A 15,428-nucleotide genomic window follows, 5' to 3' on the forward strand; every position below is an offset into this window, starting at 1 on the left:
ATCTGCGGATCCCTTTTTTAGTAAACCAACAATCAAAAGAAATATTTGAATCTCAGACGCCCGCCGTAACGCGCATCTTCACTGTTATCGCCATTATTCGGATTGGCCTCTACCCATGAAGCATAGGCACCGAGGTAGATGTTAAAGTTTTTCATATCCATCACGTTGGGGAATAAATATGAGGCATGAATAGTGTGAATATCATAATTGCCGGGATCGGTGATCCAACAATCGTCCTCACAAACGGCATCGATATTGGTAGCATTGAAGGCTTCGATTTTGTTATGCGCATAGATATAACCCAGTTCAAATCGATGCCACAGCGCATTCACCCCAGCGGTAAAATCTGTCTCATCGGTCGCATCCATATAGGCGGTATTCAGGTTAATCACTGCGCCATCTTCCGGGTCAGTTTTTTGACCATTCCAGGTCATGGTAAAACCATAGCCCGTACGATCTGACTGATCGATCCACTTCCCATTCTCATAATAGCCATAGGCGTTGTTAACGACGTTACTTTCCATCGCTATCGCCGTTGAAAAACGCCCGTTTTGCCAGGCGATAACCGGACGGACGTAAGCCACGTTTTTATCGTTGGTTAAATCCATTCCGTGGTACTGCTTCTCTGTATATAACGTACTGCCATTTTCCAGCAATGTGTTAACTTCGAAATACCAGTTGTCGATGGTTTTGCTCAGCAGGAAGTTACCCCCACTGTCGCTACGTCCCCGTCCTTCTTTCATCATATAGATATAGCCGTAACCGTCACTGTAAAGATCGTTCGCTGTATTCCCCGAATATTCAATAAACGTATCCTGATTCAGCGGGAACATATCGTAGGCTTCAAAACGACCAACCTTAATTTTCCAGTCATTCTCACGACCAAAGAAGAAAACGGCATCATCAAGGTTCATTTTTCCGGTCAGGTCCGCCAGAGGCTGTACAGAGAATCCGGCAAAATTACCGTTGTCCAGCCGCTGGTAGCCATCAAAGCCCAGCAACAAGCGCCCGTTAATATCCCAGCGTTCATTGGTTCCTGATGCCCAATCTTTATTCGCTGACGTTCTCATCGAGGTCAGGCTACCGGAACGGCTTGCCGCATCCATATTAAATTCGACATCGCCATAGAACTTAATATCGCTGAATCCGGATAAGGTCAGCTTCGGCGGCGTTTTATCTGCTGCAATGGGCTCGGCGGACTGGACATTCACCGTCGGCGTAGCGGCGACCTGCTGCTGTTTCAACGAGCGAATTTGCGCCTCGGCATCGGATGCCCGTTTTTCAGCATTAACAACACGTTGCTCCAGTTCAGCCAGACGCTGCTCAATAGTGATATTATTCGCTGCCCAAAGGTTATGAGAAAAGCAAGCACCGATCATCAGCGCCAAATATTTAGCCTTCATTTTTTATCCCTTAAGTTTGATGTATACCAGATAAGATTTGCTAAAAACCCCATCGACCGGCTATTAGTAGAGTCTTGTTATTACCTGGATATCTGGCGCATTCCATTATGTTTTTCTATTAATTATTTATGATTTTTAGTTTATGTGATCAATACACTCTGGCATCGTGAGTTATCCGCCTTTTCTGTTTACCAGATCACATTTTATTATTTAACAGGCCAGGCATTACTTAATTTAAAATGTATTCTTGCCGCAAATATAATAAATACAAATTATATTAAGCAATAAAAAACCCCGGTCATAAACCGGGGTTAATTTAAATACTGGAACCGCTCACCAATAAGACTAAATATGCAATTCCTGCAGTTTTTCTTTCGGCAGCGCCAGCTCTTTATTGCTGTTCACGCGCACATCACGCTCCAGAATATGACGGGCAATGTCCTGCGCTTCACTGAGCGAGTGCATCTGATACGTACCGCACTGGTAAACGTTCAGCTCCGGGATCTGGTTTTGATCCTGCACTTTCAGCACATCCGCCATCGCCGCTTTCCACGCGTCGGCGACACGCTGCTCGTCCGGCGTGCCAATCAGGCTCATGTAGAAACCGGTACGGCAGCCCATCGGCGAGATATCGATAATCTCAACGCCGTTACCGTTGAGGTGGTCGCGCATAAAGCCAGCAAACAGATGCTCAAGCGTATGAATCCCTTTTTCCGGCATCACTTCTTTGTTCGGAATGCAAAAACGCAGATCAAACACGGTGATTGCGTCGCCATGCGGGGTGTTCATCGTTTTTGCAACCCGGACCGCCGGCACTTGCATCCGGGTATGATCGACTGCGAAGCTATCTAATAATGGCATTTAGTCACCTCCGATAATTTTTTAAAAATAAACTGAACTCTTTGTTCCGGGGCGAGTCTGAGTATATGAAAGACGCGCATTTGTTATCATCATCCCTGTTTTCAGCGATGAAATTTTGGCCACTCAGTGAGTGGCCTTTTTCTTTTGGGTCAGGCGTGTTTTGCAAGCCACGCGGCAAACGGCTCGGTATCCGCCGCCTCAATCTCCTGCTGACGACGTACTGAAGCGTCACGTTCAGCAATAAACTCTTCTTCCTGTAAAATCTCCAGCGGCTCTTCGCGTAACAGATTACGGTAAGCCTCACCGAACGCTTTCCCGGTGCCGCCAATGCCTTCATCAATCATAGACCGTAAGATTCGGGCAGAGAATGTCAGTTCAGGATTATCAAAGCAGGCGACCAACTCGTCACATACCTTTTGATACTCCTCTCCCCCGTGGATACTGTCCAGCGTTTGCGCCACGCGTTTCAGATCGCGGAAGAGATCTTTCCCTACTTTAGGCAGCGGGAACTGCGCGGTTTCACAGCCAATCCCCAGGGTAAGGCCCGGCTTACGCCCTTCCAGAATAACGCGATTCCAGTTAGTACGCGTACATAACAGCTCATCGCTACTCATTTCCGGCGCATCGGCCAATACGCACCAGACCATAAACAGATCGAGGAAGCGCACCTGTTGCTCGTCTACGCCGATCGGTGAGAACGGATTAATATCGAGAGAACGAACTTCGATGTACTCAATACCACCACGCAGAAGCGCATCTGAAGGCGATTCGCCGCTGCGCGTCACGCGCTTGGGACGAATGGGCGCGTACAGCTCATTTTCAATTTGCAGAACGTTGCTGTTAATCTGTAGCCGCTTACCGTCTTTTTCCACACCAATCCGCGCGTACTCCTCGGAAGGGGTTTTAATCGCACGCTTCAGACCTGCAACGTATTCATGCAAATCGTTAAACGTAATTCCGAGATTGCTTTGCGACTTATTGGTATAGCCCAAATCACTCAAACGCAGCGACGTCGCATACGGCAGGTAGTACATACCGCAGTCCGTTTTTTCAAACGGTAATGTGGTTGGCTTTCCTTGCAGGAAAGAGGAACAAATGGCCGGAGACGCGCCAAATAGATAGGGGATGACCCAGCCAAAACGGTAATAGTTGCGAATCAGACGAAAATAGCCGGCAGAAATTTTTTCTTTTGCCGCTTCGCCTTCCGTAACGCCGCATTTCGCCTGCCAGAACGCCATCGGTAATGAAAAATTGTAATGTACGCCGGAGATGGTTTGCATCAAAGCGCCATAACGATTTTTCAGCCCTTCGCGATAGAGCGTCTTAAAGCGCCCGGTATTGGATGTGCCGTACTGCGCCAGCTCTATGTCCTGCCCTTCCGCAATATAGCAGGGCATACTTAATGGCCACATCCGCTCATCGCCCAGTTTCCTGGCCGTATACCGATGGAGATCGCGCATAAAAGTGAGCATATGCTGGATATCGCCATCGACTGGCGTAATAAACTCCAGTAGGGCTTCCGCAAAATCCGTGGTAATCCATTTATGGGTCAGCGCTGAACCTAACGCTTCAGGATGACCTGTTGTCGCCAGCGTGCCATCAGCATTGACACGCAGCGTTTCGCGCTCTAACCCGCGCTGTATCCCCTTTAACGCCTGAGGATGTTTTTCCAGCCAGGCCAGAGCCTGTGATACGTCCGGGATCAAATTGACCTCCCGCCTGTCCAAATCGTTTTAATAAGCATAACTGTAATGGCGGCCATACATGCCAAACCTACAATTATTACCACCACATCATGCCCTGAACCGTCGCCGCTGCGAGCGCAACATAGCGCAGCGCCTTACCAAGACACAAAAAAAAGATCGTCCGCCCCCACGGGATGCGCATCCATCCCGCTAACAGGCACAACAAATCACCGATGACCGGCATCCAGCTTAATAATAGTGTGGCTGCGCCATAACGCTTTAGCCAGCCAGTCGCTTTTTCCTGCCAGCGCGACGTTTTGCGCAGCGGAAAGAAACGCCCAAGAATAACGTTAGTTACCCCTCCAAGGCTATTACCCATTGTTGCTGTTAAGACTAAGACCCAGGGATGACTGACGCCGGAGACCAGCATAGCAACCAAAACCACCTCAGAATTACCGGATAACAGCGTCGCGCTGAGAAAACTACTGGCAAACAGAGACAGGAGTGACAGTCCGTCACTCACAATAGTCGGACATCCACGGCATCCATTCCCGCCGCCCGCGCCGCCTGTAAACCAAAATCGGCATCTTCAAATACCACGCACTGCGTCGGCATGACGCCCATCCGCTGGGCGCACAGTAGGAAGGTGTCAGGCGCGGGTTTGTGATGCTGTACGTGATCTGCCGCCACAACCGCATCAAAATAACGACGCAGCCCCAGATGCGCTAACAAGGCTTCCGCGATAGCGCTTTCGCTACCGGTACCGACCGACATGGGACGCCGCCCATGCCACGCTTTGACCACCTCAACCAGCGGCAGCGGTTCTACGCAGTCCAGCAGGATGCTTTTTACCGCGTCGGTTTTCTCACGCGCCAGTGACAGGGGATCAAGATCGGCATGGTTAAGCTCAATGATTGACTGGGCGATAAGCCAGGTTGGCGAACCGTTAAGCGCGACCATTGCCTGTTCATCAAAACGAAGACCATAGCGCCCCAAAACCTCACGCCACGCTTTGCGATGCGTGGGTTCGGTATCCAGGAGAGTACCGTCCATATCAAAAATCAAACCAGCATAACGTGCGTACATCGTGTTCTCGCAAACCGAATAACCAGACAGTACTTTATCGCAATTGGTTGATTTTGTCGCTAATAGAGATGAAGAGGTATATTCAGGATAAGGGGAAAAGCGATTGCAGGGCAGTGACGTAGCCGGGAGGATTATTCACCTTATGGGCCGTTGCTGACGCAACGTTATCCTTCTGATGCCAGCGGTGATTACCGCTATCTTATCTGCATTGCTGAAAGTACGGAGAATATGGTGCATCCGGGAGGATTCGAACCTCCGACCGCTCGGTTCGTAGCCGAGTACTCTATCCAGCTGAGCTACGGATGCATTGGGAAACTTGCTTTACTGCTGATATTGATACCGCGGTGAAAGCCGTATCAAGTAAGAGATGGTGCATCCGGGAGGATTCGAACCTCCGACCGCTCGGTTCGTAGCCGAGTACTCTATCCAGCTGAGCTACGGATGCATCGGAAAACTTGCTTTACTGCCGATATTGATACCGCGGTGAAAGCCGTATCAAGTAAGAGATGGTGCATCCGGGAGGATTCGAACCTCCGACCGCTCGGTTCGTAGCCGAGTACTCTATCCAGCTGAGCTACGGATGCATCGGGAAACTTACTTTACTGCAGATTTTGATACCGCGGGAAAGCCGTATCAAGTAAGAGATGGTGCATCCGGGAGGATTCGAACCTCCGACCGCTCGGTTCGTAGCCGAGTACTCTATCCAGCTGAGCTACGGATGCAAATGGCGGTGAGGCGGGGATTCGAACCCCGGATGCAGCTTTTGACCGCATACTCCCTTAGCAGGGGAGCGCCTTCAGCCTCTCGGCCACCTCACCACACGCCTCTTACGAGTGCTTCGAAGAACTTGTTCTGCTCATCGTCGCTGCGTGGCGCACATATTACTTTCTGGGACTTATAAGTCAAACAATTTTTCCAGAGCTTTTATCGTTTGCACACTTCACGCTCAATTAGTCTGTAAAAAAGCCAAAAAGAATGTTTTATCAACAGATAATTTGATGACACGCTGGCCGCCAAAAGCGCACCATATCAACAGTGAGGTTGAAAAAAGTCATGAAGGGACAACGCGGGCGAGCGAGAAGAGAGGCTGCGTCTCACCCGAAAAGTGAGACGCGAAAACCTTAGTAACTGGACTGCTGGGATTTTTCAGCCTGGATACGCTGGTAGATCTCTTCACGATGGACAGAAACTTCTTTCGGGGCGTTCACGCCAATACGCACCTGGTTGCCCTTCACCCCTAAAACTGTCACGGTGACCTCATCGCCAATCATGAGGGTCTCACCAACTCGACGAGTCAGAATCAGCATTCTTTGCTCCTTGAAAGATTAAAAGAGTCGGGTCTCTCTGTATCCCGGCATTATCCATCATATAACGCCAAAAAGTAAGCGATGACAAACACCTTAGGTGTAAGCAGTCATGGCATTACATTCTGTTAAACCTAAGTTTAGCCGATATACAAAACTTCAACCTGACTTTATCGTTGTCGATAGCGTTGACGTAAACGCCGCAGCACGAGCTGCGGCGCCAACGAACGCTTATAATTATTGCAATTTTGCGCTGACCCAGCCTTGTACACTGGCTAACGCTGCAGGCAGAGCTGCCGCATCCGTACCACCGGCTTGCGCCATGTCCGGACGACCGCCACCCTTACCGCCCACCTGCTGAGCGACCATCCCAATCAATTCCCCTGCTTTAACCCGGTCGGTCACATCCTTCGACACGCCCGCAATCAGAGAAACCTTACCTTCAACAACCGTTGCCAGTACGATAACGGTAGACCCCAGTTGATTTTTCAGATCATCAACCATGGTTCGCAGCATTTTCGGCTCAATACCAGCAAGCTCGCTAACCAGGAGCTTCACGCCGTTGAGATCGACCGCTTTACTGGAAAGATTTGCACTCTCCTGCGCTGCGGCCTGGTCCTTCAACTGCTGCAACTCTTTTTCCAGCTGACGTGTACGTTCCAGCACGGCACGCACTTTGTCGCCCAGATTCTGGCTGTCGCCCTTCAGCAGATGCGCAATATCGTTTAAGCGATCGCTTTGCGCATGAACGGTGGCCATAGCGCCTTCACCGGTTACCGCCTCAATACGACGAATGCCCGCTGCGGTGCCGGACTCAGAGATAATACGGAATAGACCGATATCACCGGTACGACTGGCGTGAGTACCGCCGCACAGTTCGGTAGAAAAATCGCCCATGCTCAGAACGCGTACACGTTCGTCGTATTTCTCGCCAAACAGCGCCATGGCCCCTTTCGCCTTCGCCGCGTCGAGATCCATGATGTTCGTTTCAATCGGCAGGTTGCGGCGAATTTGCGCATTCACCAAATCTTCAACCTCACGAATCTCCGACGGCTTCATCGCTTCATTGTGCGAGAAGTCGAAGCGCAGCACTTTATCGCTAACCAGCGAACCTTTCTGCGCAACGTGTGTCCCAAGCACCTGGCGCAACGCCGCGTGCATCAGGTGCGTGGCGGAGTGGTTCAGACGGATACGTGCGCGGCGCGCTTCATCTACGTCAGCCTGTACCGCATCGCCCACTTTCAGAGCGCCCGCAGACAATTTGCCGAGGTGACCAATCGCCTGACCATATTTTTGCGTGTCGTCCACAGCGAAAGTAAATCCAGCGCCTTTCAGCTCGCCTTTATCGCCAACCTGACCGCCTGATTCCGCATAGAATGGGGTCTGATCCAGCACGACAACAGCTTCCTGTCCCGCGTTAATCGCTTCAACCGCTTTACCATCGACAAACAGCGCAGTCACTTTGCCGTTCAGTTCCAGATGGTCATAACCTTTAAATTCAGAAGCGCTATCAACGCGGATCATCGCGTTGTAGTCCGCGCCAAAACCGCTAGCTTCGCGCGCGCGACGGCGTTGCTCTTCCATGGCGGCTTCAAAACCGGCTTCGTCGACTTTGATGTTGCGCTCACGGCAGACGTCCGCCGTTAGATCGACCGGGAAACCATAAGTATCATACAGACGGAAAGCGGTTTCGCCGTCCAGGGTGTCGCCCTGCAATTTCGCCAGTTCTTCATCCAGCAGCGCCAGACCGCGCTCCAGCGTACGAGCGAACTGCTCTTCTTCCGTTTTCAGAACCTGCTCGACCTGCGCCTGCTGACGTTTCAACTCTTCGCCTGCGGAGCCCATTACCTCAATCAGCGGCCCAACCAGCTTGTAGAAGAAGGTCTCTTTCGCGCCCAGCATGTTGCCGTGACGAACCGCGCGACGAATAATGCGACGCAGCACATAACCACGGTTTTCATTCGACGGCAGCACGCCATCGGCAACCAGGAATGCGCAAGAACGGATGTGGTCGGCGATAACGCGCAGCGATTTATTACCCAGATCGGTAGCGCCGGTGACTTTCGCTACCGCTTCAATCAACGTGCGGAACAGGTCGATGTCATAGTTAGAGTTAACGTGCTGCAGTACCGCGGCAATACGCTCCAGCCCCATACCGGTATCTACAGACGGTTTCGGCAATGGTTCCATCGTCCCTTCAGCCTGACGGTTGAACTGCATAAAGACGATGTTCCAGATCTCAATATAGCGATCGCCGTCTTCTTCCGGGCTTCCCGGAGGGCCGCCCCAGATGTGGTCGCCATGATCGTAGAAGATTTCGGTGCACGGACCGCAGGGACCGGTATCGCCCATCTGCCAGAAGTTATCCGATGCGTATGGCGCGCCTTTATTGTCGCCAATACGGATAATACGCTCGCGCGGGATGCCGACTTCTTTTTCCCAGATCTCATAGGCTTCGTCGTCGGTTTCATAGACGGTGACCCATAAACGCTCTTTTGGCAGAGCAAACCAGTTTTCACCGGTCAGTAATTCCCATGCGAACTGAATGGCGTCGTGTTTGAAGTAATCGCCGAAGCTGAAGTTGCCCAGCATTTCGAAGAAAGTATGGTGACGTGCAGTGTATCCGACGTTTTCCAGATCGTTGTGTTTCCCCCCCGCGCGTACGCAACGCTGGGAAGTGGTTGCACGGGAATAATTACGTTTATCGAGCCCAAGGAAAACATCCTTGAACTGGTTCATCCCGGCATTGGTAAACAACAGAGTGGGGTCATTGTTAGGCACCAGGGAACTGCTGGCAACTACCTGATGCCCTTTACTATGGAAAAAGTCGAGAAACGCCTGACGGATCTCAGCGGTGCTCTTGCTCATAATTATCCTGAAATCAAGCTACACTTCATCCTTCAGGCCGCCTCTGCGTTAGCTGCGAGTTTCCCGGTCACGCGTTCCCGAGGCTCACTTGCCGCTTTGATGCGGCTTGAATGATTTTGTGTATTTAAGGAATATTCGTCGCAGACGCTGTTCGCCGTTAAGCAACCCGCGTCCAGACGGAAAAAGTGGGAATAAGATAAGTTTTCTTTACCGGGAAGTAAAATCCCGTATGCGCTCAATCTGCAAAATTTCGCCATATTTGCTGGATATCGTCCATCAGATACCCGCGATAGAGCAAAAAGCGCTGTACCTTAACCTTTTCTGAAAAGTTTGAAGGGAGCGGCTCGCCATATTTGCGAACGGCCTGTTCACGTGCCATTTCACTCCAGTCAATTTCACATTCTCGCATCGCTTTTTCAGTCGATTCACGGGAAATGCCTTTCTGATTCAACTCCTGGCGAATACGCGCCGGGCCATAGCCTTTGCGGCTACGACTGGCGATAAAGCGCATCACGAAGCGCTCGTCATCAAGATAGTGATGTTCGTGGCACCAGGCGATCACGCGTTCATAATCGTCTGCCGTCGCATCAATCTCTTCCGGCCCATTTTTGCCCATCACCGGCGCGGAGAGTTTACGCCGTAATTCCTGCTCGCTGTGATCGCGGACAGCAAGAATACGTACCGCACGATCAAGGAGACGAGCATAAGCGGGACGGCGCGATGTGGGTTCACTCATAAAAAACCTTAACAGGGAGAAATGCCAAAAGGGCCGCATAAATGCAGCCCTTGATGGTAATTTAACGTTTTGCTGAATGGCGGTTTCGTTTTGCCCGACCCACCATCACCTGATGATTAAAAATCTTCGTTGGTTTCTGCAACGCCTTCGCTATCGTCAACGGCGAAATCGGGCGTGGCATTCTGATTACTCAACAGTAATTCACGAACCCTTTTCTCGATCTCTTTCGCTGTCGCCGGGTTCTCTTTCAGCCAGGTAGTCGCGTTCGCTTTACCCTGGCCAATCTTCTCGCCGTTGTAGCTGTACCATGCGCCCGCTTTCTCGATCAGCTTCTCTTTCACGCCCAGGTCAACCAGTTCGCCATAGAAGTTGATGCCTTCACCGTAGAGGATCTGGAACTCGGCCTGCTTAAACGGCGCGGCGATTTTGTTTTTCACCACTTTCACACGCGTTTCGCTACCTACGACATTATCGCCCTCTTTCACCGCGCCAATACGACGGATATCAAGACGAACAGAGGCGTAGAATTTCAGCGCGTTACCGCCGGTGGTGGTTTCCGGGTTACCGAACATCACGCCAATCTTCATACGGATCTGGTTGATGAAAATCAACAGCGTGTTGGACTGTTTCAGGTTCCCCGCCAGCTTACGCATCGCCTGGCTCATCATACGCGCCGCGAGGCCCATGTGAGAGTCGCCAATTTCACCTTCGATTTCCGCTTTCGGCGTTAGCGCCGCTACGGAGTCGACCACAATGACGTCCACCGCGCCTGAACGCGCCAGCGCGTCACAGATTTCCAGCGCCTGCTCGCCGGTATCCGGCTGAGAGCAGAGCAGGTTATCGATATCGACGCCCAGCTTGCGTGCGTAAACAGGGTCAAGCGCGTGTTCCGCATCGATAAACGCACAGGTTTTACCTTCACGCTGCGCAGCGGCAATCACCTGCAGCGTCAGGGTCGTTTTACCGGAAGATTCCGGCCCGTAAATTTCGACGATACGCCCCATCGGCAGACCGCCCGCACCGAGTGCGATGTCCAGTGAAAGCGAACCGGTGGAGATAGTTTCCACATCCATAGAACGGTCTTCACCCAGACGCATGATGGAGCCTTTACCAAATTGCTTTTCAATTTGGCCCAGTGCTGCCGCCAACGCTTTCTGTTTGTTTTCGTCGATAGCCATTATTACTCCTGTCATGCAACTTGGTATTGAACCGGATAGTGAATTCGTACTGTTGAAGCAATTATACTGTATGCTCATACAGTATCAAGTGTTTTGTAGAAATTGTTGCCACAGGGTTTGTAGCGCGTACGTCGTCGCCTGTCGACGCACCGATTCACGGTCGCCGCTGAAGCATTCCCGACGCGTAATCCCTTCTCCGCTGACGCTGGCGAAAGCAAACCACACCGTACCAACCGGCTTTTCTTCACTGCCGCCATCCGGCCCGGCAATTCCGCTAATAGCGACAGCAAAATCGGCGCGAGCGGCCTTCAGCGCCCCGATCGCCATTTCGACCACTACGGGTTCGCTGACCGCGCCATGCTGCGCCAGAGTCTCTTCACGCACGCCAATCATCTGCGCTTTGGCTTCATTACTATAGGTGACAAAGCCGCGTTCAAACCAGGCGGAGCTTCCGGCGATGTCGGTAATGGCTTTCGCCAGCCAGCCGCCGGTACAGGACTCTGCTGTCGTTACGGTCGCCCCGCGCGCTTTTAACGCCAGCCCGACCTGTTCGCTAAGCCGCATCAGTTCACTGTCAGTCATCATGACCTCTGTCAGTTAGAAATCCTGCCGCACAAGATAGCACTTTCTCACCAGAGATGGGGACGAGCAGTCGATTTTACGAGTCGGATTCCGAAAAAATGCCAGCAGGTTATTTATGCAGAATGAAATGAGGTAGCACATGACTAAATAGCAGTACCATGTCGCTAAATTTACACGCACGGAGAGAAAGCAAGGATGTCACTCAAAAAAACGGAAAGCACACAGCACAAACTGAAACAAACCTGTCAACTACGGCTGTGGTTAATTGTGGGTGGAGTATGTTCATTAGGAATGGGAGTACTGAATATATTGTCGTCAGGCTATTTTGAACCGTATGATGGCGGTCAAATTATCTTAGGCCTGGGATGTCTGGGATATAGTCTGGCACTATCAAAGAAGATATCCCACTTGCAGGCAGAGAATCAGCCCAAAAAGCCATAATAATAGCGGAGGGGGTGCTCCCCTCCCTAAGCGTAAATTAGCGCACCCGCGCCAGCGCTACCGCCTGGCCCAGTTGCCAAACCGCCATCGCATAATGCGTGCTGTGGTTATATCGGGTAATAGTGTAGAAGTTCGGCAGGCCGTACCAGTACTGGTAGCCCGTACCGATATCCAAACGAAGCAGGCTGGCTTCCTGATGATTGCCCAACGATTGCTGCGGCGTTAAGCCTGCGGCGGCAAGCTGAGAGAGGCTGTATTTTGTTTTGAAACCATTCGCCAGTCCCGGCGCCTGACCATTCGCTGGCACCGCAACCGTATCGCCTTTCACCCAACCATGCGCCTTGAAGTAGTTCGCCACACTGCCGATGGCATCTACCGGATCCCACAAGTTAATGTGCCCATCGCCATTGAAATCGACCGCATATTCTTTATAGGAAGATGGCATAAACTGGCCGTAGCCCATCGCGCCCGCAAAGGAACCTTTCAGATTGAGCGGATCGTCTTGCTCATCGCGCGCCATGAGCAGGAAGGTTTCCAGCTCGCCGGAGAAATATTCCGCCCGGCGCGGATAGTTAAATGACAGCGTCGCCAGCGCGTCCAGAATCCGCGTTTTCCCCATGATACGTCCCCAGCAGGTTTCCACGCCGATAATCCCCACGATGATTTCCGGCGGTACGCCGTATACCTGCCAGGCGCGGTTCAGCGCGTCTTCATACTGATTCCAGAACGCGACGCCGTTTTGCACGTTATCCGGCGTAATAAATTGTTTGCGGTAGCGCAACCAGGCGCCATTTGGTCCGGCGGGCGGCTGAGTGGTCGGCGCTTGTCTGTCCATCAGACGCAGGACGTAATCCAGTCTTTTAGACTGCGAGAGGATCTCCTGCAGCTGCTGACGGTCGAAACCGTGTTTATTGACCATTTTATCAATGAACTGCTGCGCATTAGGGTTGTTGGCGAAGTCGCCGCCCATTTGCATGACGTTATGCTGCGGCTCAAGCAGAAAGCCGCCGGAAGGCGTGCCCGTCGTCGCTTGAGTCTCGGAAGATTTTGGCGTGCTGCTACAGGCAGCAAGCAATACGCAAAGTGGAAGTAACGCTACATAACGACGCTTGAACATGAGACATCCATTAAACAAATTCAGCCAGGGAGAAGTATGGTAAAGCATCCCCCGCCACACAAGGAAGCGGCACAAGAGAATAAATCACCTTTCTCCTCTTTTCAGTTTGTATCCGCTCCCCCACTCCCGCAATCTTTCAACTTAAAATATTTTTCTTTTATTTTGCGATCACAATAACACTTTTGAATCTTTCAACATGATTACAATGAACAGGAAATTAGCAAGAAAACTAAAAACCCTACAGGAGAGAACAATGATCGAAACCATTACACATGGTGCGGAGTGGTTCATCGGGTTATTCCAGAAAGGCGGAGAGGTGTTTACCGGTATGGTGACAGGTATTCTTCCGCTACTGATAAGCCTGCTGGTTATCATGAATGCGCTCATCAATTTTATCGGCCAGCAGCGTATTGAGCGTTTTGCCCAACGCTGCGCCGGAAATCCGCTATCCCGCTACCTGCTTTTACCGTTTATCGGAACGTTTGTTTTTTGTAATCCGATGACCCTGAGTCTGGGACGCTTTATGCCGGAGAAGTACAAGCCGAGCTATTACGCGGCGGCCTCCTATAGCTGTCACTCCATGAACGGTCTGTTTCCGCATATCAATCCCGGCGAACTGTTTGTTTATCTGGGGATCGCCAGCGGACTCACCACGTTAGGGCTTCCTCTCGGCCCGCTCGCGGTGAGCTATCTGCTGGTAGGTCTGGTGACGAACTTCTTCCGCGGTTGGGTCACCGATCTCACCACCGCTATTTTTGAGAAAAAAATGGGGATTCAACTTGAGCAGAAAGTTCATCTGACAGGAGCGGTATCATGACACGGGTTCGTATTGAGAAAGGCGCCGGCGGCTGGGGCGGCCCGCTTGAACTGGACGTTACGCCAGGCAAAAAGATCGTCTATATCACAGCCGGTACGCGCCCGGCGATCGTCGACAAACTGGCGCAACTAACAGGCTGGCAAGCGGTGGACGGCTTTAAAGAAGGCGAACCGCCGGAAGCGGAGATCGGCGCGGCCATTATCGACTGTGGCGGTACGCTGCGCTGCGGTATCTATCCGAAACGCCGGATTCCAACCATTAATATTCACTCGACGGGTAAGTCCGGCCCACTGGCGCAGTATATTGTTGAGGATATTTATGTCTCCGGCGTAAAAGAAGAAAACATTACTCTTGTCGGCGAAACGCCTGCCAGTCCTCAGCCTGCCAAAACGACATTAGGACGTGACTACGACACCAGCAAAAAAATCACCGAGCAGAGCGACGGGCTGCTGGCAAAAGTCGGTATGGGAATGGGCTCCGCCGTGGCGGTACTGTTCCAGTCCGGTCGCGACACCATTGATACGGTCCTGAAAACAATCCTGCCGTTTATGGCGTTCGTTTCGGCGCTGATCGGCATCATTATGGCCTCAGGTCTTGGCGACTGGATCGCCCACGGCCTGGCGCCATTAGCCAGCCATCCACTGGGGCTGGTGACGCTGGCATTGATCTGCTCTTTCCCGCTGCTGTCGCCCTTTCTCGGCCCTGGCGCGGTTATCGCTCAGGTCATTGGCGTCCTGATCGGCGTTCAGATAGGCCTGGGCAATATCCCCCCGCATCTGGCGCTTCCCGCCCTGTTCGCGATTAACGCGCAGGCGGCCTGCGACTTTATCCCGGTCGGCCTGTCACTGGCGGAAGCGAAACAAGACACCGTTCGCGTCGGCGTACCTTCTGTGCTGGTCGGACGCTTCCTGACTGGCGCGCCCACGGTACTTATCGCCTGGTTTGTTTCCGGCTTTATCTATCAATAAGAGGTTCAGACATGAGCGTGATTTATCAAACCACCATCACCCGTATCGGCCAGAGCGCGAAGGAGGCGCTCGGCGAACAGATGCTGATTACGTTTCGGGAAGGCGCGCCGGCGGATATCGAAGAATTTTGCTTCATCCATTGCCATGGCGAACTGACCGGCGCGCTGCAGCCTGGCGCGCGGTGTGAATTGGGTCAACATTGCTATCCGGTCACGGCGGTCGGCAGCGTAGCCGAGCAAAACCTGCGTGAACTGGGGCATATCACTTTGCGCTTCGATGGTCTGCGCGAAGCAGAATTTCCCGGCACCGTACACGTTGCGGGGCCTGTACCGGACGATATCGCGCCGGGCTGTATTTTGACGTTTGTCGCTTAAGGAGAAAA

General features: G+C 52.0%; 15 protein-coding genes and 5 tRNA genes. 4 read left to right on the plus strand and 16 right to left on the minus strand.

The genetic code is table 11. From position 1 onward, the window contains the following. Nucleotides 1-32: 32 nt before the first annotated feature. The 15 genes from N7E69_RS03120 to pncC all read right to left on the minus strand — a co-directional run bounded on the left by N7E69_RS03120 (nucleotide 33) and on the right by pncC (nucleotide 11,703). The gene (locus tag N7E69_RS03120) at nucleotides 33-1,403 is read right to left on the minus strand and encodes a carbohydrate porin (protein WP_000645137.1); all 1,371 of its coding nucleotides are present in this window, start codon (nucleotides 1,401-1,403) and stop codon (nucleotides 33-35) included. A gap of 345 nt (nucleotides 1,404-1,748) precedes the next feature. Then, nucleotides 1,749-2,264, minus strand: a complete 516-nt coding sequence (luxS, locus tag N7E69_RS03125) for an S-ribosylhomocysteine lyase (protein ID WP_108630465.1) — start codon at nucleotides 2,262-2,264, stop codon at nucleotides 1,749-1,751. Between the two features lie 149 nt (nucleotides 2,265-2,413). After that, nucleotides 2,414-3,970: a glutamate--cysteine ligase gene (gene gshA / locus N7E69_RS03130; protein WP_000611821.1), complete on the minus strand. Its 1,557-nt coding sequence runs from the start codon at nucleotides 3,968-3,970 to the stop codon at nucleotides 2,414-2,416. Nucleotides 3,971-4,046: 76 nt separating this feature from the next. Beyond that, nucleotides 4,047-4,472, minus strand: coding sequence for a YqaA family protein (locus tag N7E69_RS03135; protein ID WP_001279502.1), 426 nt, complete (start codon nucleotides 4,470-4,472; stop codon nucleotides 4,047-4,049). Continuing rightward, entirely contained in the window at nucleotides 4,469-5,035 is a 567-nt protein-coding gene (gene yqaB / locus N7E69_RS03140) for a fructose-1-phosphate/6-phosphogluconate phosphatase (protein WP_000271296.1), read from the minus strand. Before yqaB ends, N7E69_RS03135 begins: the two co-directional genes overlap by 4 nt. 229 nt (nucleotides 5,036-5,264) lie before the next feature. Next, nucleotides 5,265-5,341, minus strand: a tRNA-Arg gene (locus tag N7E69_RS03145). A 62-nt stretch (nucleotides 5,342-5,403) separates the two neighbouring features. Then, nucleotides 5,404-5,480: transfer RNA gene (locus tag N7E69_RS03150), tRNA-Arg, on the minus strand. Nucleotides 5,481-5,542: 62 nt separating this feature from the next. Then, nucleotides 5,543-5,619: transfer RNA gene (locus tag N7E69_RS03155), tRNA-Arg, on the minus strand. 61 nt (nucleotides 5,620-5,680) lie between these two features. Further along, nucleotides 5,681-5,757, minus strand: a tRNA-Arg gene (locus N7E69_RS03160). A 3-nt stretch (nucleotides 5,758-5,760) separates the two neighbouring features. Continuing rightward, a tRNA-Ser gene (locus tag N7E69_RS03165) sits at nucleotides 5,761-5,853 on the minus strand. 303 nt (nucleotides 5,854-6,156) lie between these two features. Continuing rightward, entirely contained in the window at nucleotides 6,157-6,342 is a 186-nt protein-coding gene (gene csrA / locus N7E69_RS03170; RefSeq protein WP_000906486.1) for a carbon storage regulator CsrA, read from the minus strand. Nucleotides 6,343-6,576: 234 nt separating this feature from the next. Beyond that, nucleotides 6,577-9,207 (minus strand): alanine--tRNA ligase, encoded by a 2,631-nt coding sequence (gene alaS, locus N7E69_RS03175; protein WP_000047242.1) that lies wholly within the window; start codon nucleotides 9,205-9,207, stop codon nucleotides 6,577-6,579. Between the two features lie 235 nt (nucleotides 9,208-9,442). Next, the gene (gene recX / locus N7E69_RS03180) at nucleotides 9,443-9,943 is read right to left on the minus strand and encodes a recombination regulator RecX (protein ID WP_001294863.1); all 501 of its coding nucleotides are present in this window, start codon (nucleotides 9,941-9,943) and stop codon (nucleotides 9,443-9,445) included. 116 nt (nucleotides 9,944-10,059) lie between these two features. Next, complete coding sequence (gene recA / locus N7E69_RS03185; protein ID WP_000963150.1) at nucleotides 10,060-11,121, minus strand: recombinase RecA; 1,062 nt, start codon at nucleotides 11,119-11,121, stop codon at nucleotides 10,060-10,062. Nucleotides 11,122-11,205: 84 nt separating this feature from the next. Continuing rightward, on the minus strand, nucleotides 11,206-11,703 hold the full coding sequence (pncC, locus tag N7E69_RS03190) for a nicotinamide-nucleotide amidase (RefSeq protein WP_000132239.1): 498 nt from the start codon (nucleotides 11,701-11,703) through the stop codon (nucleotides 11,206-11,208). Nucleotides 11,704-11,898: 195 nt separating this feature from the next. Here pncC and N7E69_RS03195 point away from each other — a divergent pair, with 195 nt between their 5' ends. Further along, nucleotides 11,899-12,144 (plus strand): hypothetical protein, encoded by a 246-nt coding sequence (locus N7E69_RS03195; protein WP_001519391.1) that lies wholly within the window; start codon nucleotides 11,899-11,901, stop codon nucleotides 12,142-12,144. A gap of 37 nt (nucleotides 12,145-12,181) precedes the next feature. Here the strand turns inward: N7E69_RS03195 and mltB are convergent, their stop codons facing one another. After that, nucleotides 12,182-13,261: a lytic murein transglycosylase B gene (gene mltB / locus N7E69_RS03200; protein WP_000476813.1), complete on the minus strand. Its 1,080-nt coding sequence runs from the start codon at nucleotides 13,259-13,261 to the stop codon at nucleotides 12,182-12,184. Nucleotides 13,262-13,514: 253 nt separating this feature from the next. Between mltB and srlA the strand changes: the two genes are divergently transcribed. Genes srlA through srlB form a run of 3 tightly spaced genes read left to right on the plus strand, consistent with a single transcriptional unit; the run spans nucleotide 13,515 to nucleotide 15,420 of the window. Further along, nucleotides 13,515-14,078, plus strand: a complete 564-nt coding sequence (gene srlA, locus N7E69_RS03205; protein WP_000573335.1) for a PTS glucitol/sorbitol transporter subunit IIC — start codon at nucleotides 13,515-13,517, stop codon at nucleotides 14,076-14,078. After that, on the plus strand, nucleotides 14,075-15,046 hold the full coding sequence (locus tag N7E69_RS03210) for a PTS glucitol/sorbitol transporter subunit IIB (RefSeq protein ID WP_000199039.1): 972 nt from the start codon (nucleotides 14,075-14,077) through the stop codon (nucleotides 15,044-15,046). The genes srlA and N7E69_RS03210 overlap by 4 nt, the downstream gene beginning before the upstream one ends. 11 nt (nucleotides 15,047-15,057) lie before the next feature. Then, nucleotides 15,058-15,420, plus strand: coding sequence for a PTS glucitol/sorbitol transporter subunit IIA (gene srlB / locus N7E69_RS03215; protein ID WP_000111553.1), 363 nt, complete (start codon nucleotides 15,058-15,060; stop codon nucleotides 15,418-15,420). Nucleotides 15,421-15,428 lie beyond the last annotated feature (8 nt).

This window comes from Salmonella sp. 3C (genome assembly GCF_025426275.1).
Taxonomy (GTDB): domain Bacteria; phylum Pseudomonadota; class Gammaproteobacteria; order Enterobacterales; family Enterobacteriaceae; genus Salmonella; species Salmonella enterica.

Bases quoted from the DNA above. Each gene is read 5' to 3' on its own strand.
- N7E69_RS03120 (WP_000645137.1), bottom strand. From the start codon at position 1,403: ATGAAGGCTAAATATTTGGCGCTGATGATCGGTGCTTGCTTTTCTCAT.
- luxS (WP_108630465.1), bottom strand. From the start codon at position 2,264: ATGCCATTATTAGATAGCTTCGCAGTCGATCATACCCGGATGCAAGTG.
- yqaB (WP_000271296.1), bottom strand. From the start codon at position 5,035: ATGTACGCACGTTATGCTGGTTTGATTTTTGATATGGACGGTACTCTC.
- csrA (WP_000906486.1), bottom strand. From the start codon at position 6,342: ATGCTGATTCTGACTCGTCGAGTTGGTGAGACCCTCATGATTGGCGAT.
- alaS (WP_000047242.1), bottom strand. From the start codon at position 9,207: ATGAGCAAGAGCACCGCTGAGATCCGTCAGGCGTTTCTCGACTTTTTC.
- recX (WP_001294863.1), bottom strand. From the start codon at position 9,943: ATGAGTGAACCCACATCGCGCCGTCCCGCTTATGCTCGTCTCCTTGAT.
- recA (WP_000963150.1), bottom strand. From the start codon at position 11,121: ATGGCTATCGACGAAAACAAACAGAAAGCGTTGGCGGCAGCACTGGGC.
- pncC (WP_000132239.1), bottom strand. From the start codon at position 11,703: ATGACTGACAGTGAACTGATGCGGCTTAGCGAACAGGTCGGGCTGGCG.
- N7E69_RS03195 (WP_001519391.1), top strand. From the start codon at position 11,899: ATGTCACTCAAAAAAACGGAAAGCACACAGCACAAACTGAAACAAACC.
- mltB (WP_000476813.1), bottom strand. From the start codon at position 13,261: ATGTTCAAGCGTCGTTATGTAGCGTTACTTCCACTTTGCGTATTGCTT.
- srlA (WP_000573335.1), top strand. From the start codon at position 13,515: ATGATCGAAACCATTACACATGGTGCGGAGTGGTTCATCGGGTTATTC.
- N7E69_RS03210 (WP_000199039.1), top strand. From the start codon at position 14,075: ATGACACGGGTTCGTATTGAGAAAGGCGCCGGCGGCTGGGGCGGCCCG.
- srlB (WP_000111553.1), top strand. From the start codon at position 15,058: ATGAGCGTGATTTATCAAACCACCATCACCCGTATCGGCCAGAGCGCG.